A 19,574-nucleotide genomic window follows, 5' to 3' on the forward strand; every position below is an offset into this window, starting at 1 on the left:
AGGTTGAGGGTGCCGAGCGAGGTACGAGTGAGGTGGACTCGGCCGGAGCGGAGTCGAGGCTGAGTGCGACCGACAGTGGCGTGCGGCGGAGTCGGGATGCAGCGCAGGTTGAGGGTGCCGAGCGAGGTACGAGTGAGGTGGACTCGGCCGGAGCGGAGTCGAGGCTGAGTGCGACCGACAGTGGCGTGCGGCGGAGTCGGGACGCAGCGCAGGTTGACGCGGAGTCGGAGCGACGTGCGGCCGACGGCACAGGCGGCACCGACGGCACCGGCGGGGCCGGGGACCGGAGTGTCGTGAAGTGACGGTCTCGGAACCCTCGCCCAGGGGGGCGGCGGTCGGGCGGCGTATCGGGATCGGCCTGATGTACGGCCTTTGGAGGCCGCGAGTGCTCGGCGCCTGGCGCGTCCCGGCGGCCGGGCCCGTGATCCTCGCCGTGAACCACTCGCACGGCATCGACGGCCCCATGCTGATGGGCACCGCGCCCCGGCCGGTGCACTTCCTGATCAAGAAGGAGGCGTTCGTCGGCCCCCTCGACCCGTTCCTGCTGGGAATCGGTCAGCTGAAGGTGGACCGTACGGGCACCGACCGGACCGCCGTCGCCGGCGCGCTGGGGGTGCTGGAGCGCGGCGGAGTGCTCGGCATCTTCCCGGAGGGCACCCGGGGCGAGGGCGACTTCGCCTCGCTGCGCGCGGGCCTCGCGTACTTCGCCGTACGCACCGGAGCCCCGATAGTGCCCGTCGCGGTCCTGGGAAGCGGCGAGCGGCCGGGGCGGCTGATCAAGGCGCTGCCCCCGCTGCGCGGCCGGGTGGACGTGGTCTTCGGAGACGCCTTCGAGGCGGGGGACGGCAGCGGCCGTCGTACGCGCAAGGCGCTGGACGAGGCCACCCTGCGCGTCCAGGGGCGGCTGACCGCCCACCTGGAAAACGCCAGGCGCCTGACCGGGCGCACCGGGTAAGACTTGAGCTGTGGATCACCCCATGTGATCCGGTTGAGACACGAGGAACGGACTTCATGAACGACCAGCACGACCACGGAGCGCTTGGCGACGCCGAGTACGCGGAGTTCATGGAGCTTGCCGCGGAAGAGGGCTTCGACACGGAGGAGGTCGAGAGCGCCATCGGCGAGGCCGGTCACGGCCCGCTGCCCGTCCTCGCCGTCGTCGGCCGCCCCAATGTCGGCAAATCGACGCTGGTGAACCGGATCATCGGCCGTCGTGAGGCCGTCGTCGAGGACAAGCCGGGCGTCACCCGCGACCGGGTCACCTACGAGGCCGAGTGGGCGGGCCGCCGTTTCAAGGTCGTCGACACCGGCGGCTGGGAGCAGGACGTCCTCGGCATCGACGCGTCGGTCGCCGCCCAGGCCGAGTACGCCATCGAGGCGGCCGACGCGGTCGTCTTCGTGGTGGACTCCACGGTCGGCGCGACCGACACCGACGAGGCGGTCGTCAAGCTGCTGCGCCGGGCCGGCAAGCCCGTGGTGCTCTGCGCCAACAAGGTCGACGGCCCGAGCGGTGAGGCGGACGCCGCCAGCCTGTGGTCGCTCGGTCTCGGCGAGCCGCACCCCGTCTCCTCGCTCCACGGCCGCGGTACGGGCGACATGCTCGACGCCGTCCTCGACGTACTGCCCGAGGCCCCCGCCCAGACCTTCGGCGAGGCCCTCGGCGGCCCGCGCCGGATCGCGCTGATCGGCCGTCCGAACGTCGGCAAGTCCTCGCTGCTCAACAAGGTCGCGAACGAGGAGCGGGTCGTCGTCAACGAGATCGCGGGCACCACCCGTGACCCGGTCGACGAGCTGATCCAGCTCGGCGGTGTCACCTGGAAGTTCATCGACACCGCCGGTATCCGCCGGCGGGTCCACCTCCAGGAGGGCGCCGACTACTACGCCTCGCTGCGCACCGCCGCCGCCGTGGAGAAGGCCGAGGTGGCGGTCGTCCTGATCGACGCGAGCGAGTCGATCAGCGTGCAGGACCAGCGGATCATCACCATGGCGGTGGAGGCGGGCCGCGCGATGGTCATCGCCTTCAACAAGTGGGACACCCTCGACGAGGAGCGCCGCTACTACCTGGAGCGCGAGATCGAGACCGAGCTGGGCCAGATCGCCTGGGCCCCCCGGGTCAATGTCTCCGCCCGCACCGGCCGCCATATGGAGAAGCTGGTCCCGGCGATCGAGACCGCGCTGGCGGGCTGGGAGACCCGGATCCCGACCGGACGGCTGAACGCCTTCCTCGGTGAGATCGTCGCCTCGCATCCGCATCCGATCAGGGGCGGCAAGCAGCCCCGTATCCTCTTCGGCACCCAGGCGGGCACCAAGCCGCCGCGGTTCGTCCTCTTCGCGTCCGGTTTCCTGGAGCACGGCTACCGCCGCTTCGTGGAGCGCAGGCTCCGCGAGGAGTTCGGCTTCGAGGGGACGCCCCTGCACATCTCGGTACGGGTACGGGAGAAGCGCGGCCGCAAGAAGTAGCGCGGCCGGACACGGACGAGGGCCCTGTCGCCACCGGTGTGTCCGGTGGGGGCGGGGCCCTCGTCCGTCACGGCGCCCGCACGCGCCGGAGGGTCGCTCAGTGGCTGCGGCGCGGGGCCGGCGGCAGCGCCGGGGGGTGGTGCCCCGCGTGGGAGCGGGGGTACGGCTGCCAGCCCACGGTCTGGTGGGTGGTGTAGAGGCCGTAGCCCCGGCTGCTCACCGGAGCGGCGCCGAAGCCCTGGAGGCCGAGGTCCTCCTCACCGGTCCGGTCGCCGGGCAGTGCCCGGAACGCCCTGCGGTACTCCGAGTACAGCGCGTCGTAGATGGGCGTGGGGGAGGGGCCTGCCGATACCTCGCGCGCGGGGCGCATGGCGGGGATCTGACTCTGGTACGGCTGGCGGGACGCTTCGTATGAGTGCACGTAGGTGCAACGACCCACGACCCCGGCCCGTCACTGTCCACCACCCTGTCCCGGTCCATGAAGCACCAGGACAGGGCGGGAAACGGAGCGTCAGGTACCGGCTAGAGGCATGGCCGCGGCCACCAGCCGGCCGCCCGCCGACGCCTTCTCCAGCGCGTCGCGCAGCAGATCCTCGCGCGGCTGCTGACCGATCGAGCCGACCGGGGCGGCGAACACCAGCACCCGGTGCGACTTGTTGGCGGCGGTGCGCCAGCCGTCGGTGACCTGGAGCGGCTGGTGGGCCTGCCACCAGGCGACCGGGCCCCCGCCGGGGGCCGAGGGCTGGAGTACGGCGTGCAGCTGACCCATGGCGAGCAGGACCGACCAGCCGGGCAGGGTCCCGGGCATCTGGTTCACATCGTGGACGGGCACGAAGCCCTGTTCGATGAGGAGCGGCAGGAAGTCGTCCCCGCCGTTGCCGGTGGTGCCGGGGCGGGCGATGGGCGCGGTGGGCTCGACGACCAGGGCGGGGTGCAGCTCGCCGTTGATGAGGACGAGCCCGCTGGTGACGCCGAGGACCGCCTGGCCCCCGCCGGTGCCGGGGGAGCCGGCGGGGGCGGTCGCGGCGGCGCTGTGGGCGGGGGCCGCGGCACCGGGCTCCTCGCCGGTGATGGACCGTACGGCGCCCTGGAGATGCTCCTCCGCGACCTGGACGACCTGTGAGGGAATGCAGGTGGCGTGGGCGAAGGCGAGCACCGCGGTTTCGGCGCCGACGAACAGCACCGTGCTGGTGCGCTCCTGCCCGGTGTCGCCCGGGGTACGGCAGGAGGTGCAGTCATAGCTGCCCGGGGCGGTCTCGCCGGCGAGCAGCCGCTCGGCTTCTTCGTCGCCGATCTCGGCGCGGACGTCCTCGCTGACGTCGAGCATGCGCGGCACGGGTGGCTCCTCGGAACTTGATCTTGTGCGCCGGGCGGATCCCGGCTCATAAAGGGTTCAACGGACGATCTGTGGCAGGGGTCACGCATCAGTGGAACGGAAGGGAACGGCCCGCTGCGGAGCGTGAGAATCGCCCGGGGAATTGACTACTCGCTGTCAATGGCGGGCGAGTGGGCGGACGTTGACGTGGTGAACCGGCTCACAGCGGCACCCGGCGGCTGACCGGGATATGCCGACTTTTTCCCATCAAGTGGGTGGCCGGAAATCGCCGCTACGGTGAGTAATAGTCAGCTGGCCTGGGAGGACGGGCGATTGGTTGATGGCGGGGCCGCCGGCTCTCTAGATTCCACCGCCGAGTGCACAGCGCACCGCCCTGGGCCAGCCCGCCCCGGCCGCCGCACAGCCAGTGCGGCCCATCGCGTCACCGGCCGCGCCGGCCGAGCACCACGGCGCGGCCCCTCAGACGGGCTGGGCGGAGCGGACCGGGACACGCCTGACGTGCCGCGGCCCGCCACCGTCTGAGGACCCCCGGGTCCTTTGAGAGGTCACTGATGTTCACGAGTTCCCGGAACACCCCCGGTTCCCCTCGGCGGCGCACCACGGCGGCGCTGGCAGGCGCGGCCCTGGTGGCGCCGCTGGCCCTCCTCGCCGCCACGGCGGGCGAGGCACGGGCGGCGGACGGCGGGGTGTGGGACCGCATCGCCGCGTGCGAGAGCGGCGGCAACTGGCGTATCAACACCGGCAACGGCTACTACGGCGGGCTCCAGTTCTCCGCCTCCACCTGGAACGCGTACGGCGGCAGGGCCTATGCGCCCACCGCGGACCGCGCGACCAGGGCCCAGCAGATCGCCGTCGCCACCAAGGTCCAGAAGGGCCAGGGCTGGGGCGCCTGGCCGACCTGCTCGAAGCGGGCGGGGGCGTACGGCAGCGCGCCCGCGGTCGCGAAGCCCGCGCACAAGTCCTCCGGCACCCGGTCCCGGGCCGACTCCACGGCCAGGACCCGGGCCGGGACGAAGGCCAAGGACCACTCCCGGACCAAGGACCACTCCCGGACCAAGGACCGGTCCGGGACCAGCGGCCAGTCCCGGAACCGGGCCGAGGATCAGACCAGGGACCAGACCAGGCACCAGGCCGGGGCCCTGCCGAAGGCCAAGGCCAAGGCCCCGCGCCCCGCGGCCCGCACCGGACGGGTCGGCGCCCGCGGCGGCTACACCGTCCGCGCCGGCGACACCCTCAGCGCCATCGCCGCCGCCCACGGCAGCAACTGGCGCGCGGTGTACGCGGCCAACCGTGCCGTCATCGGCGGTGACCCGGACCTCATCCTGCCCGGGCAGCGGCTCTCGCTCTGACCGTCATTCTCCGGGGCCCCGCCCGGATGCGGGGCACTCCCCCCGCCGCACGGCCCCGCCCGGGTCCGACCGGGTGGGGCCGTGCGCGTTCCGTGCGCGGCGGGGGCCCGCCCGTGACCGCTGTGCCTAGCGTGATCCGGGTGCCGAACGCTCTGCCACACGCTCTGTCACCGGTGAAACGAGCGCCGGACCCCGGTGTCCGCCGCCGCCCCGGGGCCGCCGCGGCGGCCGTGCTGCTCACGGCCCTCGCCGTCCTCACCGTCGTACCACCCGCCGCGGCCGCGCTGCCGCCACCGCCCGCGCCCGGCAGCCCCGGCGTCGGCACCGGTCCGGGCACGTACGCCTGCGCGGCGACCGGATGGCCGTGGAACTGCGTGGCCGAGTGCGAAAGCAGCGGCGACTGGAGCGCCAACACCGGCAACGGCTACTACGGAGGGCTTCAGTTCGGGCAGCCGACGTGGGAGGAGTTCGGCGGCCCGGCGTTCGCCGCCCGCGCCGATCTCGCCACGCGCGCCCAGCAGATCAGGGTCGCCGAGGAGGTCCTGACGGTCCAGGGCTGGGGCGCCTGGCCCGTGTGCTCCAAGCGGTACGGTCTCAGCGGCCGGGTCCACACCGTCCGCGCGGGCGACACGCTCTCCGCCATCGCCGTGCGCTACCGGGTCACGGGCGGCTGGCAGGCGCTGTACGAGGCCAACCGGGACGTCATCGGCAGCTCGCCCGACCGGCTGGCCGTCGGGATGATGCTCGCCATCCCGGGCTGACCGCGCGGGGCCCCGCGCTCGTCCCCACGGGCCGCGATCCGCCCTCCACCGGCTCCGATCGCCCTCCCGCCCGCCTTCCGGCCGCGCCCCCGTCCCTCGTATCACCGGGAGACTTCCGCCCGGGCCCGGCGGAGGGGTCAGCGCGCAGTAGAGTCGTCGCGACCACATCTCAACAGGGGGACGCCGCAGCACATGCGCATCTCTTTTCTGCTGCACAACGCGTACGGAATCGGGGGCACGATCCGTACGACCTTCAATCTGGCCCAGGTGCTCGCCCAGCGCCACGACGTGGAGATCGTCTCCGTCTTCCGCCACCGTGAGCAGCCGATGATGGGGGCACCCGCCGGGGTCACCATGCGTGAACTCGTCGACCTGCGGAGGAACAGTCCGGGGTACGCGGGTGACCACCCCGACCACCGGCGCCCCGCGAAGGTCTTCCCGCGCGGGGACGGCCGTCACAGGCAGTACAGCCGTCTCACCGACACCCGGATCGCCGAGCATCTGCGCTCCCTGGACGCCGATGTCGTCATCGGCACCCGGCCGGGGCTCAATGTGCATATCGCGCGCCAGACCCGCCGGGGTCCCGTCCGCGTGGCCCAGGAGCACCTCACCCTGGACGGCCACGGCTACCGGCTCCGCCGTGAGCTGGGCTACCGGTACGGGCTCCTCGACGCGATCACCACCGTCACCGAGGCGGACGCCCGCGCCTACCGCACCCGGCTGAAGCTGCCCGGCGTACGGATCGAGTCCGTGCCCAACAGCGTGCCCCGGCCCACCGTGCCGCCCTCCGACGGGAGGGGCAAGTTCGTCGTGGCGGCCGGGCGGCTCACCGGTGTGAAGCGGTACGACCTGCTGGTGAAGGCATTCTCCAAGGTCGTCGCCGCCCGGCCGGACTGGCGGCTGCGGATCTACGGCAGCGGGGACGCCACCGGCAATGAGCGCGATGCCCTCACCGCTCTCGTCGAGGAGCGGCAGCTGAAGGACCACGTCTTTCTGATGGGCAACGCCCACCCGCTCGAACCCGAGTGGGTCAAGGGCTCGATCGCCGCCGTCACCTCCAGCAAGGAGTCCTTCGGCATGACGATCGTCGAGGCGATGCGCTGCGGGCTGCCGGTCGTCTCCACCGACTGCCCCCACGGGCCGCGCGAGATCATCGAGGACGGCGTGGACGGGCGGCTGGTGCCGACCGGTGACGTGGACGCGATCGCGGACGCGCTCCTGGAACTGATCTGCGACGACGAACTGAGACTGCGTACCGGGGCGGCCGCCCTCGCCGCCTCCGAGCGCTTCGACCCCGTGCGGATCGCCGCGCGCCACGAGGCGCTCTTCTCGGAACTGGTCGAGCAGGCCCGGACCAGGGGGTCCCGCACCGCCGTGCGCGATGCCGTTCTCCGTTTCCGGGGCACGGTCTACGGCAGTGTGTACGCCCTGAGATATCTGGCCTCCGCCGTGCTCCGCCGGGCGGGCCGCTCCTAGTCTTCCGGGGAACGTCCCCACCCGGACGGACTTGAGGACAGAACCTGTCCGGGTGCTTGGCAGAATGCCTCTCATGCTGGAGACCTCGGCACGGCTGCTGCGCCTGCTCTCACTGTTCCAGACCCACCGGGACTGGTCCGGCGCCGAGCTGGCGCGACGGCTCGGCGTCACCCCGCGCACCGTACGGCGTGACGTCGAGCGGCTGCGCGAGCTGGGCTATCCCGTCAACGCCAGTCCCGGTACGGGCGGCGGCTACCAGCTCGGCGCGGGTGCCCGGCTGCCCCCGCTCCTGCTCGACGACGACGAGGCGGTCGCGGTGGCGGTCGGGCTGCGCACCGCGGCCGGCCAGGGAATCGAGGGCATCGGTGAGACCTCCGTACGCGCCCTGGCAAAGCTGGAGCACGTCCTGCCCGAGCGGCTGCGCCGGAGGGTGAGCGCGCTGAACTCCTTCACCGTGCCGATGCTGCACACGCCCCGGTCCCAGGTGGACGCCTCCGTGCTGACGGAGCTGGCCAACGCCTGCCGGGACGGTGAGCGGCTGCGGTTCGAGTACCGCGACCACGGCGGCTCCCTCACCCGCCGTACCGTCGAACCGCACCGGCTGGTGTGCACCGAGCGCCGCTGGTATCTCGTCGCCTGGGACACCGACCGGGCCGACTGGCGTACGTTCCGGGCGGACCGGATCGTTCCGACGCCGCCGCACGGCCCCCGGTTCACCCCGCGCACCCCGCCCGCCGAGGATCTGGCCGCCTATGTCTCCCGAGGGGTGTCCACCTCCGCGTACACCGACACGGCGGTGATCCGGCTGCTCGTACCGGCCGAGCGGGCGGCCGAGGTGGTGACGCCCTCCGACGGGGTGCTGGAGCCGGTCGACGACACGAGCTGCATTCTGCGCACGGGCGCGGCCGGCCCGGAACTGCTGGTGGTCCATGTGCTGCTGATGGGCGTGGACTTCGAGGTGATCGAGCCGGCCGGGCTGACCGAGTACATCAGGGCGGTCCGGGACCGGCTGTCCCGGGCGGTCGATTGACGAGGTCCTTCTCCGCCGTGGTTTCGCGGGCCGCGAATCGGGGCGGCGCAGTTCGAAAACCGGGGATTGCGACCGGAGCCCGGGGAGTGCGGTGACGCCGTGGCGGGCGGCATGTGTCTTCCCGCTGTCCGGGGCCGTATGCCGCACGGGCGTGTTCATGCCGGAAGTCATGCGGGACCGGGAGCTCCGGGGGCGGTCGGGGGCCCTCTTCGGGGACCGGCCGGGGACCCGATCGGGCGCGGGGATTCCGTAAGGAACCCGTGAATTGTTCACGGTCCGTCAATTCGTCCTCCGATGCTCGCCCGGGACAATTCGCCGCCGGAATTCCACCTGATCGACAGGCCGTCCGGAATTACCGCGGAGGCGGTGTCGAACTGCTCGTTCGGGTGACGGAGTGTGGGCTGAACGCGTGTCGCGGTCCTGTGACAGAAGCGTGACCGGTGGGGTGCGGGAGATCGCCGACGGCGGTCCCGGCTCCGCTACCGTCACCGTCCGCTGCCGCCTACCGTGGACGCATGGCACCCATACCGACCCCTTCGGCGGAGCCCGCCGACCCCACCGAGGCATATGTCGGCCTCGCCGCCGACGCCGCCGAACGACGGGCCCGCGAGCAGGGCTGGACTACGGTCAGATCCCTGCCGCCGGGCGCGATCATCACCCTGGAGTATCTGATCGGCCGGATCAACTTCGAGGTGGAGGGCGGTACGGTCATCCGCTGCTGGCGGGGCTGAGTGCGGGTGGGCGCCGGGGCCTTCCACGGCCGTTCCGCCCGGCCGCGCGATGGGGGCCGCGCGCAGGCCGGCGCCGTCCCGCGCGGGGTGCCGTCACCCGTACGGGCCCAGGGGCCGGGCGGCGCCTGGGCCGGGCCCGTACGGACAGCGCGAAGGCCCCGGCCGTTCCCCGGCCGGGGCCTCGCGTACACCGCTGGGAGAAGGGCTCAGCCGCCCGTCACCGACCGCGAGGAGGGCGGACGGCGGCTGCCCGACGGGGTGACCGGCGACCGCTCCGACCGCACCGTGTGCGACCGCTGCGGGGCGAGCTGCGCGGTGGACCTGCCGGACGGGCCGGGCATACCGCCCATGGCCCCCACCGGCTCCCGCGCGGGCTTCTCCTCCACCGGGCCGCGCGGTACGACCAGCGCCGGCCTCGGGCCGCCCGCCGCCACCGGCAGCGAGGGGGCGAGACGGCGGCGCGCCCGCCACTGCTCGCGCCGCGCGAAGATCCACGCCTCCGTCCGGCCGATCAGCGGCTCGCACCAGGGCAGCGCCAGCAGGATCAGCAGCCCCGCCGCCCAGCCGAGCAGAACATCGCTCAGCCAGTGCGTACCGAGATAGACGGTGGTGAGACCGACACCGAGCGAGACCGTCGCCGACAGTGCCGACAAATAGCGCCGGGTCTTCGGGGTCGTCGCCAGATACGCGAGGATTCCCCAGGTCACCACCGCGTTGGCGGTGTGCCCGGAGGGAAATATATCTCCGCCGGCGAACAGTTCGGGTGATCCGATCTGGGTCGCGTAATGGGGGCCGAGCCGGCCGAGACCGATCTTGACGGCGCCGACGGTCGCGTTGAGCAGCAGCAACGAGACGCCGAGCACCAGCAGGGGCCGCACGGTGTGCTGGCGCCAGGAGCGCCAGCCCAGCCACGCGGCGACCATCACGGCCGTGGGACCACGCTGGCCGAGCACCACGAAGTAATCGAGAAAGGGGTGCAGCTCCGGCCACTGCTGATAGGGCCGGAACAGCATGATCTTCCAGTCGATGATCACCAGCCAGGTCGACGCCAGAACGGCGACAACGATGGCGACGTAGAGCGCGGACGTCCCGCCGAAGAGGGCGAGACGGGTGCGGCTCATCCGCGGGATCTCTATCTTCGGCGGTTCCGGCTCCCGGTCCAGGCGGGCGAAGATGTCGGTACGCACCCAATCGACGTTACAGCGAGTGAGGGCGTGACTAGGCCGATCCAGCGGCTTTGTGATGACGATGTGATGTGGGGTAACCCGCTGACGCGGGATTTATTACTGGCCAATTCGGAAATCCCGCGAGGTCACGCCCGCCGTAATGCCGGGGCCGGTCCGACGGGGTGTCATTGGGCCGCGTAAATGACCGTTACCCGGTTCCCCGGATTAATTTTCTCTCATGTTCCGGGCCGCTGGATCCGGCCATGGCACACGGGGCGTGGCGCACACCACACACCCGTCCGCCAAGTGTGTGAGAGATGAACCACGCGCCATCGGCCGGAACTCGCGTACGCTGACGGCTCACTCGTCCGTCGATGCCGGACCGCCTGAGGGACCGTCCCCGTCCCCGGCTGGCCCGCCGAGCGCGAGGGAACCACTGGAGGTAGGTGCATGGCAGGGACGACTACGGCCGTGGCACGACTGCGTGCCGCAGGCGGCGGGGCCAACCGCTGGGTCGTCCTCCTCGTTCTCTGCGTGAGCCTGCTGCTGGTCGCCCTGGACGCCACCGTGCTCCATGTCGCGGTGCCGTCCGTCACGGAGGATCTGCGCCCCAGCGGTGTGGAGCTGCTGTGGATCGTGGACGCCTATCCGCTGATCTGCGCCGCGCTGCTCATCCTCTTCGGGACCCTCGGGGACCGCGTCGGCCGCCGCCGGGTGCTGATCATCGGATACGGCATCTTCGGCGCCGCGTCGGCGCTGGCCGCCCTCGCCACCACGCCCGAGGTGCTGATCGCCGCGCGTGCCCTGCTCGGCGTGGGCGGCGCGATGATTATGCCCGCGACGCTCTCGATCCTCCGCGCGGTCTTCCCCGACCGCCGGGAGAGGGCCATGGCGATCGGCATCTGGACCGCGGTGGCAGCCGTGGGCGCCGCCACCGGACCCGTCGTCGGCGGCTTCCTCGTCGAGCACTTCTGGTGGGGCTCCGTCTTCCTCGTCAACATCCCCCTGATGGCCCTCATCCTCCCGCTGGCCCGGTGGCTGCTGCCCGAGTCACGCGGCGCCCTCGGCGGGCCCTGGGACGTGCTCGGCGCGCTGATGGCCGCCGCCGGGGTGCTCGGCGTGGTCCTCGGTATGAAGCGGCTCGGCGCGGGCCACGGCCCGCTGGACGCCGGGACCGTCCTCCCGCTGCTGGCGGGCCTGGTCCTGCTGGCCCTGTTCGTACGGCGGCAGAGGCGCCGCGAGCATCCGCTGATCGACATCCGGATGTTCGCCACCACGACCTTCTCCACCTCCGTCGGCTGCATCGTGCTCGCCATGCTCGCGCTGGTCGGCCTCCAGCTCATCGCCGTCCAGTACCTCCAGCTGATCCTCGGGCTCAGCCCGCTGGAGACGGGCCTGCGTCTGCTGCCGCTGACCTTCGCCGCGATGGCCGCCGGTGCCACCGGCTCCTCCACCCTGCGCCGTCTCGGGCCGCGCCGGATGGCCGGCTGGGGATTCCTGCTCACCGCCGCGGCCGTGCTGCTGCTCACGCCGATGGGACAGCACGACCGGCCGCTGCTGCTCACCACCGGTTTCGTCCTGCTGGGCTTCGGGCTCCAGACCACGCTCTTCGCCGCGTACGAGTCGATGCTCAGCGAGGCGCCGCCGGAGCGCGCGGGCGGCGCGGCCGCGATCGGGGAGACCTCCTACCAACTCGGCGCGGGCATGGGGATCGCCCTGCTCGGCAGTGTGATGAACGCGGCCTACGCACCCGCCTTCAGCTCCCTCGCCGGGGTCCCCGCCTCCGCGGGCACCGCCGCGTCCCACTCGCTGGGGGAGGCGTACCAGGTCGCGGACCGGCTCGGCGGGAGCGCGGGCGAGGTGCTGCGCACCACCGCGCGCCACTCCTTCGTCCACGGCCTCCATGTCACGCTCCTGGTGAGCGCGGGTCTGCTGCTGCTCGGCGCACTCGCCGCGCTGCGGCTGCCGCGGATCATGGAGTGCGCGGAACCGGGCGAGCGCTGCGAGAACGCCGTACGGGCGGCCTTCCACCGTGAGGTCCCGGTCCCGGCGAGCCGTGAGCCCGCCGACCTCACCGGTATCCCCGGGATGTCCGGCGGCCCAGGGATCTCCCCGGCGGCCGGGATCCCCGGCGGTGCCTCGGGTGCCTCCGGTGTCTCGGTCGTGACGGTCGCCCGCGACACGGCCGCTCCGGCCGGCGGGGAGAGCCCGCGGATCCGCCCGGCCGCACGGTGACGGACCTCCGGAACCCCTGAGAGGCCCGGTCCGCGGAGCCGCGGGACCGGCGGTCCGGTGAACCGCGAGATCGTCGGACGGCCGTGGTTCCCCGTCCGGGGTTATCGCTGCTAGTTTTTCCGGACAGCCCTCGGCCGGCGGGCGTCCGCCGGCGCGTGCCCCGGTGCGCCCGCCCGCCGACTCCGCCCATCAGCCGCCGGAGGCCCCGCCATGCCCGTATCCCCGAAGCCCGCGCCCTTCGACCCGTACGACCCGCTCGGCATCGACGATCTGCTCAGCCCCGAGGACCTCGCCATCCGCGACACCGTGCGCGACTGGGCCGCCGACCGCGTCCTGCCGCACATCGCCGACTGGTACGAGCGCGGTGAGCTTCCCGGGATCCGGGAGCTGACCCGTGAACTGGGCGCGCTCGGCGCACTCGGCATGTCGCTCAAGGGGTACGGCTGCGCGGGGGCGAGCGCCGTGCAGTACGGACTGGCCTGCCTGGAGCTGGAGGCCGCCGACTCCGGCATCCGCTCCCTGGTCTCCGTACAGGGCTCGCTCGCCATGTACGCGATCCACCGGTTCGGCTCCGAGGAGCAGCGGCAGCGCTGGCTGCCCGGGATGGCGGCGGGCGAGATCATCGGCTGCTTCGGCCTCACCGAGCCCGACCACGGCTCCGACCCCGCCTCCATGCGCACCCACGCCAAGCGCGACGGCACGGACTGGGTGCTCAACGGCCGCAAGATGTGGATCACCAACGGCTCGGTCGCCGGGGTCGCCGTCGTCTGGGCGAGGACCGACGAGGAGGGCGGTATCCGCGGCTTCGTCGTCCCCGCGGGCACACCCGGATTCTCCGCCCCCGAGATCAAGCACAAGTGGTCCCTGCGCGCGAGCGTCACCAGCGAACTGGTCCTGGACGGGGTACGGCTGCCCGCCGACGCCGTACTGCCGGAGGCCACCGGGCTGCGCGGACCGCTGAGCTGTCTCGGTCACGCGCGGTACGGAATCGTCTGGGGCGCGATGGGAGCCGCCCGCGCGAGCTTCGCCTCGGCGCTGGAGTACGCCCGCACCCGTGAGCAGTTCGGCCGGCCCATCGGCGGTTTCCAGCTCACCCAGGCCAAACTCGCCGATATGGCGGTGGAGCTCCACAAGGGGATTCTGCTCGCCCACCACCTGGGACGCCGGATGGACGCGGGCAGGCTCCGCCCCGAGCAGGTCAGCTTCGGGAAGCTCAACAATGTGCGGGAGGCCATCGGGATCTGCCGCACCTCGCGCACGATCCTCGGCGCGAACGGGATCTCCCTGGAGTATCCCGTGATGCGGCACGCGACCAACCTGGAGTCGGTACTCACCTACGAGGGCACTGTCGAAATGCACCAGCTCGTCCTGGGCAAGGCGCTCACCGGCCTGGACGCCTTCCGGTGACCCGGCGTACCGGGCGACCGGACACGGCCGGCGAGCGCCCTGCTCAGCTCTGGTTGTAGAAGCCGTCCTGGACGCGGCCCGGGGCCTCGCCGTTGACGACCTGCGTGTGCGCGGGGCTCAGCAGGAAGACCCGGGTCGCCACCCGGTCGATGGAACCGCGCAGTCCGAACGTCAGCCCGGCGGCGAAGTCCACCACGCGCTTGGCGTCGGAGGGGTCCAGGGAGGTGAGGTTCACGATGACGGGCACACCGTCGCGGAACAACTCGCCGATGCCACGGGCGTCCCGGAAGCAGGAGGGAGAGACCGTGGCGATCCGGCGGCCCTCTTCCTGGGCGGAGTCGGAGGCAACACGCACTCGCGGGTCGGTGACCCACGCGTCACCGGTCTCGGCACCCTCGGCGTACTCATCGTCGTAGTAACGCTCGTCGCTGTCCTCGACGAGCCCCAGCCAGGCACTCGCCTTGCGCACAGATCCCATCGACGCCTCCTTTCGCTGTGGTCCGCTCACTAGCGGTCTCTTGTTCTTCCCTGTCCCTATGGTCGTCCATCATGCGGATCGCGTGCCACGTGGATAGCCGCCGTGCAGGGGATTCGTGACGGTACTGGTGCAGAGGATGTGGCGGTTCGTCAGGGTTCTTCCCAGATAAGACGCATGATCTGCTCAAAATATGAAAGTCGGGCCAGATGGGTGAAGCTGGGGACGTACAGATGAGCGGATCCCGTCCGGTTACGATGCCTGGATCGCACAACGACTCACGGGGGGCCGTGTTGTGTTCGGAATCGTCAGACCATGCGCCCATCGGCTCACCGACGGGCTGAAGGCCGAGTGGACGGCCCATCTCTGCGGGCTCTGTCTCGCGCTCCGCGCGGACCACGGGCAGTTCGCCCGGGTGGTCACCAACTACGACGGCCTGATCATCTCCGTTCTGACGGAGGCTCAGTCCGTCCGCACCCCGGACGCGCGGCGCACCGCCGGGCCCTGCCCGCTGCGGGGCATGCGGACCGCGCCCGTCGCCAGGGGGGAGGGCGCCCGGCTGGCGGCGGCGGTGTCCCTGGTGCTGGCGTCCGCGAAGGTACGCGACCATGTCGCCGACCGGGACGGGATGCTGGCGCGCAGGCCGGTGGCCGCCGCCGCGCGCAGGGTCGCGGCCGGCTGGGACCGGGCCGGTGCCCGCACCGGGGCGGAACTGGGCTTCGACACCGCCGTCCTGGTCGACGCGGTCGACCGGCAGACCGGGATCGAGACCCTGGCCGGCCCCGGCACCCCGCTGCTCACCGTCACCGAACCCACCGAGACGGCCACCGCCGCCGCGTTCGCGCACACCGCCGTGCTCGCCGGGCGGCCGGAGAACGCGGCCCCGCTCGCCGAGGCCGGAAGGCTCTTCGGCCGTCTCGCGCATCTGCTGGACGCGGTGGAGGACCGGGACGCCGATGCCGCGTCCGGCGCCTGGAACCCGCTGACGGCCACCGGTACCCCGCTCACTGAGGCCCGAAGGCTCGCCGACGACGCCGTTCACGGAGTACGGCTCGCGCTGCACGATGTGCGCCTGACCGACCGCCGGCTGGTCCATGTCCTGCTCGCCCATGAACTGGAGGTCGCGGTGAACCGCGCGTTCCGGGCGGCCTCCTGTGCGCACGAGGGGCAGGTCTCGACGCCGAACCCGCCCCCGGGCGGGGGCAATCCGTACGGCGGCGGCAATCCGTACAGCGGTGGCAGCGGTGGCGCCGGCGCCGGCTCCTGGGGGGCGGGCTCCGGTTCGGGCGGCTCGGGCGGCGGGCGGCGGTTCGGCGAGCTGCCGCCCGAGCCCGAACCACCGAAGGGCGGGGCTCCGAAGGGAGGACGGCGCAGCTTCCTGGGCGGCTGTCTGGCCGCCACCTGGCTGTGCTGCACGTGCCAGCCCTGCTGTGCCGACACCTTCGAGGGGCCCTGGTCCCGCAAGAAGCGCGAAGGCGCCGGCGGGGACTGCTGCCAGAGCCCGTGCGGGGGTTCCCATGCCGACGCCGGTACCGCTACCGGCGGCGACACGGGGTGCTGTTGCTCGTGCGACTGCGGGTCCTAGACCGTGTCACGGACAGCCTGGACACGCTGTGCGGCGAGGGGGAGAGGTACGTCGCTCGTGCGGTGACGGCGTGCGGGTGAAGGCGCGGGGCGGGCTTCGCTCAACAGGAACAGGACCACACACGACCGAAGTCGATGTGGGAGCGGGTGACCAGCCTCGGCTGCGCGTACATGGCACCCAGTGGAACAGGCATGCGGTGCCGCGTCAACTGCCGTAAGACGCACGGCTCACACTGTGGACAGCCTTGACATCGAGCACTGTTCACCCTCTAGCCTCACATCGAGGATCGTGCTGAGGGGCTCGGTCCGTGTCGTGCTGATGTGTCGCGTGCCGCCGTGCCTGTGGTGAAGGCCGTCCCGTGTTCGATCCCGTATCCACGGAGCCTTCGCATGGCTGTGCCCGCCTTTCCGTTTCCCGCAGACCGCCGTCCGGCCGGGCGTATCGCGTGGTGACGCCCTCGCCACCGCCGTCCGGGCGCGCCTCGTCCGCTGCCGGATTCTCCTCGTACGCCGGGGCCGCTCCGTCCGGAAGGAGCCGACTGTGTGCCCGGGCCGGACGACCGGGCAGGGAAGGGCCGCGGGGACCCGGCCGCCGGTGCTCACTGCGCGGATACGGGCGCCCGGCTCCGGGCCGTCCACGGTCCCCCGTGACGCCGTCGCGTGGATCCCCGGGACGTACGGTGGATCACTCCGCGCTCGGCTCGGTCTTCGCGCGGCCGGTGGCCTCCGCTGCTGTGCCGGAGTCCGCTACGGCCCCGGGGGACGACGCCCACGCCCTGAACCGGGCTGCGTCCGGGGGCGGTTGGCCGGGCCCGGTGCCCGGTGCCGGTCGGGGCGTGCAGCGGCGGGACGACGTCACCGCGCGTACGGCTCCCGATCGGCCGCGCGATCCATCCCGTCGGCCCGGGCGCCCGGCTCCCCGCGTCGGACGGCGCCGGGTCCCCGACCTCGCGGAGACCGCCCCGGGCCAACGGCCGGATCCCGGAGCCGACCGGCTCCACCCCCCGTCCGCCCGGCCAGGAACCGACCCTTCCGGAGAGGCCCCGACATGACCCCCCATCGCCCCCTGCATCTCGCCGTCGCCCTCGACGGGCCCGCGCGGTACGACGCCGGTCACTATGTCGATCTGGCCGTGCTCGCCGAGCGCGGGGCCCTCGACTTCGTCACGCTCGGCGACTCGTTCGCCCGGCCGGGTCCCGACGCCCTCGCGGTGCTGGCCCGGCTCGCGCCCGCCACCCACCGGATCGGTCTGGTGCCGACGGTGACCACCACGTACACCGAGCCCGTCCAAGTGGCCACGGCTCTCGCCACGCTCGACTGGGTGAGCGGCGGCCGCGCGGGCTGGGTGATCGGGGTCTCGGCGACCCAGGCCGAGGCAGGGCTCTTCGGCCGGGGGGCCGCCCCGGCGACCGCCGCGCTCTGGCGTGAGGCGGGCCGGGTCGCCGACACCGCCGGGCGCCTCTGGGACGGCTGGGCGGACGGCCCCGGAGCCGCCGGGACGGGACGGAGAGCCATCCGCGCCCCCGGATCCGCCCGCGCCCATGACACCGGACGTCACACCACCGGGCGCCACACCACGGGATGTCACGGCACAGAGCGTCAAGGCACAGAGCGTCAAGGCACAGAACGTCAAGGGACGGGGACAGATCGACCTGTCGACGAGAGCGGGCTACGCCATGTCGACTTCCGGGGGCCCTGTTCCGCCGCCCGCGGCCCGGTGACCGTCCCCGGGCCTCCCCAGGGCCGTCCCGTCACCGTCGTCGACATCAGCGGCACCCGCGACGAGGGCCGGCGGACGGCCGCGCGGTACGCCGATGTCGTTCTCGTCCGGGCCACCTCGCCCGAGCAGGCCGCCGCGCTCCGCTCCCGTATCCACCGGGACGCCGGGGCCCTCGGCCGCGACCCCCGGGAACTGCGGGTCCTCCAGTCGCTCCCCGTGGACCTCGGCGAGCGGGAACAGGGCGCGGAGCCGGGCCTCACCGGCCCCTACGGACGCGACGGCGGACCGCGGCTCGCCGCCCGGGGCACGTACTACAGCGGCGGACCGGTCGATCTCGCCGAGCTGATCACCCGCTGGCACCGCGGGGGAGCCGTGGACGGTTTCCATCTCGCGCCCATCGCCCCGCAGCGCGATCTGGAGCGGATCGTCAATGGAACGGTCGCGCTGCTCCAGCACCGCAGCCTGTTCCGGGTGTTCCACCCCGGCGGCACGCTCCGGGAGCACCTGGGGCTCGCCCGGCCCATGAACCGGTACGCCGGCGCGGCCCGGAGCACCTCATGACCGGCGCCCGACGGCTTCACCTCGCCGTACGCCTCCCTGACACCGGAGCCGACGGCGGTACGGGCGGCCGGGCGGACTTCGCGTCCCTCGTGCGGAGTGCGCGAACCGCCGAACGCGGGCTGTTCGACTTCCTGCTCCTCGGCGGCGGGACCCTTCCGTACGGAGCAGGGGACGGCGTCCACGACGGCGTCGACGCGGCCCTCCGCCCCGAGCCGGTCACCCTGCTCAGCGCGCTGGCGGCCGTCACCGACCGGCTGGGGCTCGCCGCCGCCGTCCTCGCCCGTACCGCCGAGCCGTTCACGGCAGCCCGCGCGCTCGCGTCCCTGGACCACCTCAGCGGCGGGCGGGCCGCCTGGCATATGGCCGATCCGCCCGGCGCCGGCGGTCGGGCGGAGGAGTTCATCCGTACGGCACGCCGGCTGTGGGACTCCTGGCCCTCCGGCGGCGAGGCGCGCCCCTTCTCCCACTCCGGCCCGTACTTCACCACGGAGGGCGAGTTCACCCTCCCGCGTCCGCCGCAGGGCCACCCCGTGATCATCCGGGCGGCCGTCCCCGGCGAGGACCCGGAGGAGGCCGCCGGCGTCGCGGACGTCCTGATCACCCGGTACGAACCGCAGGGCCCGCCCGGTACGGGCCGCGCGTCGGGGGCCGGGGCCGTAGGCGGTTCCGCCGCACATGAGGGGGAGCCCGGCGGCCGCAGCGTCATGGCGGATCGCAGGACACTGGCCGAGGTCACCGTGGTCCTCGGCGCGAGCGATGCGGAGGCACGGGAGAGGGCCGCCGAGATCCGCCGCCGGAGGATCCCGGCGGAGCGCGCGATCCCCGCGGTGGAGCGGATCCGGGGCCGGGACCTCCCCGACGGGCCGATCCCCGGCCTGCCCGGGGTCCCTGGTCCGCATGGTTCGCCTGGTCCGCAGGGTTCGCCCGGCTTCGACCCCGCCCCCGACTCCGTACTCACCGGGCGCCGGGTGCCGGAGGGGGACCGCGGGGCGATCCCGGAAGCGGGAGAACGGCCGGCCCGGGAGACCGTCGCCGAGGCGAGCGGTCGGCAGTCGTTCATCGGCACTCCCGGCCGGGTGGCCGCCGCGATGGAGGAGTACGTCCGCGGGGGCGCGGCCGACGGATTCGTCCTGGTGCCCCAGCCCGGCGGGGGCGGGCTCGGCGAATTCGTGGCGGGGGTGGTGCCGCTGCTCCAGGAACGAGGAGTGTTCCGTACGCGGTACACGGGGACGACGCTCCGTTCCCACCTCGGGCTCACCGAGCCGGTGTGGAAAGGTTGACGT

Annotated in this window: 16 protein-coding genes; 12 read left to right on the forward strand and 4 right to left on the reverse strand. The window is 72.9% G+C overall.

The window, feature by feature from the left end; genetic code table 11:
- Nucleotides 1-361: 361 nt before the first annotated feature.
- Nucleotides 362-955: a lysophospholipid acyltransferase family protein gene (locus ACIBCM_RS15735; protein WP_399243864.1), complete on the forward strand. Its 594-nt coding sequence runs from the start codon at nucleotides 362-364 to the stop codon at nucleotides 953-955.
- 56 nt (nucleotides 956-1,011) lie between these two features.
- Nucleotides 1,012-2,460, forward strand: coding sequence for a ribosome biogenesis GTPase Der (der, locus tag ACIBCM_RS15740; protein ID WP_399243406.1), 1,449 nt, complete (start codon nucleotides 1,012-1,014; stop codon nucleotides 2,458-2,460).
- A gap of 97 nt (nucleotides 2,461-2,557) precedes the next feature.
- Here der and ACIBCM_RS15745 read toward each other — a convergent pair whose 3' ends face one another.
- Both ACIBCM_RS15745 and ACIBCM_RS15750 read right to left on the reverse strand, forming a co-directional pair.
- Nucleotides 2,558-2,830 (reverse strand): hypothetical protein, encoded by a 273-nt coding sequence (locus tag ACIBCM_RS15745; RefSeq protein ID WP_399243408.1) that lies wholly within the window; start codon nucleotides 2,828-2,830, stop codon nucleotides 2,558-2,560.
- A gap of 141 nt (nucleotides 2,831-2,971) precedes the next feature.
- Entirely contained in the window at nucleotides 2,972-3,787 is an 816-nt protein-coding gene (locus ACIBCM_RS15750) for a hypothetical protein (protein ID WP_399243866.1), read from the reverse strand.
- Between the two features lie 560 nt (nucleotides 3,788-4,347).
- Between ACIBCM_RS15750 and ACIBCM_RS15755 the strand changes: the two genes are divergently transcribed.
- The 5 genes from ACIBCM_RS15755 to ACIBCM_RS15775 all read left to right on the forward strand — a co-directional run bounded on the left by ACIBCM_RS15755 (nucleotide 4,348) and on the right by ACIBCM_RS15775 (nucleotide 9,143).
- Complete coding sequence (locus ACIBCM_RS15755) at nucleotides 4,348-5,145, forward strand: transglycosylase family protein (RefSeq protein ID WP_399243410.1); 798 nt, start codon at nucleotides 4,348-4,350, stop codon at nucleotides 5,143-5,145.
- 173 nt (nucleotides 5,146-5,318) lie between these two features.
- Nucleotides 5,319-5,906: a transglycosylase family protein gene (locus ACIBCM_RS15760; protein ID WP_399243412.1), complete on the forward strand. Its 588-nt coding sequence runs from the start codon at nucleotides 5,319-5,321 to the stop codon at nucleotides 5,904-5,906.
- Nucleotides 5,907-6,098: 192 nt separating this feature from the next.
- Nucleotides 6,099-7,382, forward strand: a complete 1,284-nt coding sequence (locus ACIBCM_RS15765) for a glycosyltransferase family 4 protein (protein WP_399243414.1) — start codon at nucleotides 6,099-6,101, stop codon at nucleotides 7,380-7,382.
- 73 nt (nucleotides 7,383-7,455) lie between these two features.
- On the forward strand, nucleotides 7,456-8,412 hold the full coding sequence (locus tag ACIBCM_RS15770) for a helix-turn-helix transcriptional regulator (RefSeq protein ID WP_399243416.1): 957 nt from the start codon (nucleotides 7,456-7,458) through the stop codon (nucleotides 8,410-8,412).
- Between the two features lie 515 nt (nucleotides 8,413-8,927).
- Nucleotides 8,928-9,143, forward strand: coding sequence for an I78 family peptidase inhibitor (locus ACIBCM_RS15775; protein ID WP_399243418.1), 216 nt, complete (start codon nucleotides 8,928-8,930; stop codon nucleotides 9,141-9,143).
- Between the two features lie 206 nt (nucleotides 9,144-9,349).
- On the opposite strand, the gene ACIBCM_RS15780 is transcribed toward ACIBCM_RS15775, so the two are convergent.
- Nucleotides 9,350-10,330, reverse strand: coding sequence for a phosphatase PAP2 family protein (locus ACIBCM_RS15780; RefSeq protein ID WP_399243420.1), 981 nt, complete (start codon nucleotides 10,328-10,330; stop codon nucleotides 9,350-9,352).
- A gap of 429 nt (nucleotides 10,331-10,759) precedes the next feature.
- Between ACIBCM_RS15780 and ACIBCM_RS15785 the strand changes: the two genes are divergently transcribed.
- Complete coding sequence (locus ACIBCM_RS15785; protein WP_399243422.1) at nucleotides 10,760-12,544, forward strand: MFS transporter; 1,785 nt, start codon at nucleotides 10,760-10,762, stop codon at nucleotides 12,542-12,544.
- A 210-nt stretch (nucleotides 12,545-12,754) separates the two neighbouring features.
- Entirely contained in the window at nucleotides 12,755-13,951 is a 1,197-nt protein-coding gene (locus tag ACIBCM_RS15790; RefSeq protein ID WP_399243424.1) for an acyl-CoA dehydrogenase family protein, read from the forward strand.
- A gap of 43 nt (nucleotides 13,952-13,994) precedes the next feature.
- On the opposite strand, the gene ACIBCM_RS15795 is transcribed toward ACIBCM_RS15790, so the two are convergent.
- Nucleotides 13,995-14,429 (reverse strand): cell division protein SepF, encoded by a 435-nt coding sequence (locus ACIBCM_RS15795; protein WP_399243425.1) that lies wholly within the window; start codon nucleotides 14,427-14,429, stop codon nucleotides 13,995-13,997.
- Between the two features lie 292 nt (nucleotides 14,430-14,721).
- Between ACIBCM_RS15795 and ACIBCM_RS15800 the strand changes: the two genes are divergently transcribed.
- The 3 genes from ACIBCM_RS15800 (at nucleotide 14,722) to ACIBCM_RS15810 (ending at nucleotide 19,571) form a co-directional block, all read left to right on the forward strand.
- Nucleotides 14,722-16,011, forward strand: coding sequence for a DUF5685 family protein (locus tag ACIBCM_RS15800; RefSeq protein WP_399243427.1), 1,290 nt, complete (start codon nucleotides 14,722-14,724; stop codon nucleotides 16,009-16,011).
- 1,047 nt (nucleotides 16,012-17,058) lie between these two features.
- Nucleotides 17,059-18,291, forward strand: coding sequence for an LLM class flavin-dependent oxidoreductase (locus ACIBCM_RS15805; RefSeq protein WP_399243429.1), 1,233 nt, complete (start codon nucleotides 17,059-17,061; stop codon nucleotides 18,289-18,291).
- Entirely contained in the window at nucleotides 18,288-19,571 is a 1,284-nt protein-coding gene (locus tag ACIBCM_RS15810) for an LLM class flavin-dependent oxidoreductase (protein ID WP_399243431.1), read from the forward strand. The genes ACIBCM_RS15805 and ACIBCM_RS15810 overlap by 4 nt, the downstream gene beginning before the upstream one ends.
- Nucleotides 19,572-19,574: the final 3 nt, after the last annotated feature.

Source organism: Streptomyces sp. NPDC051018, assembly GCF_044456085.1.
Taxonomy (GTDB): Bacteria; Actinomycetota; Actinomycetes; order Streptomycetales; family Streptomycetaceae; genus Streptomyces.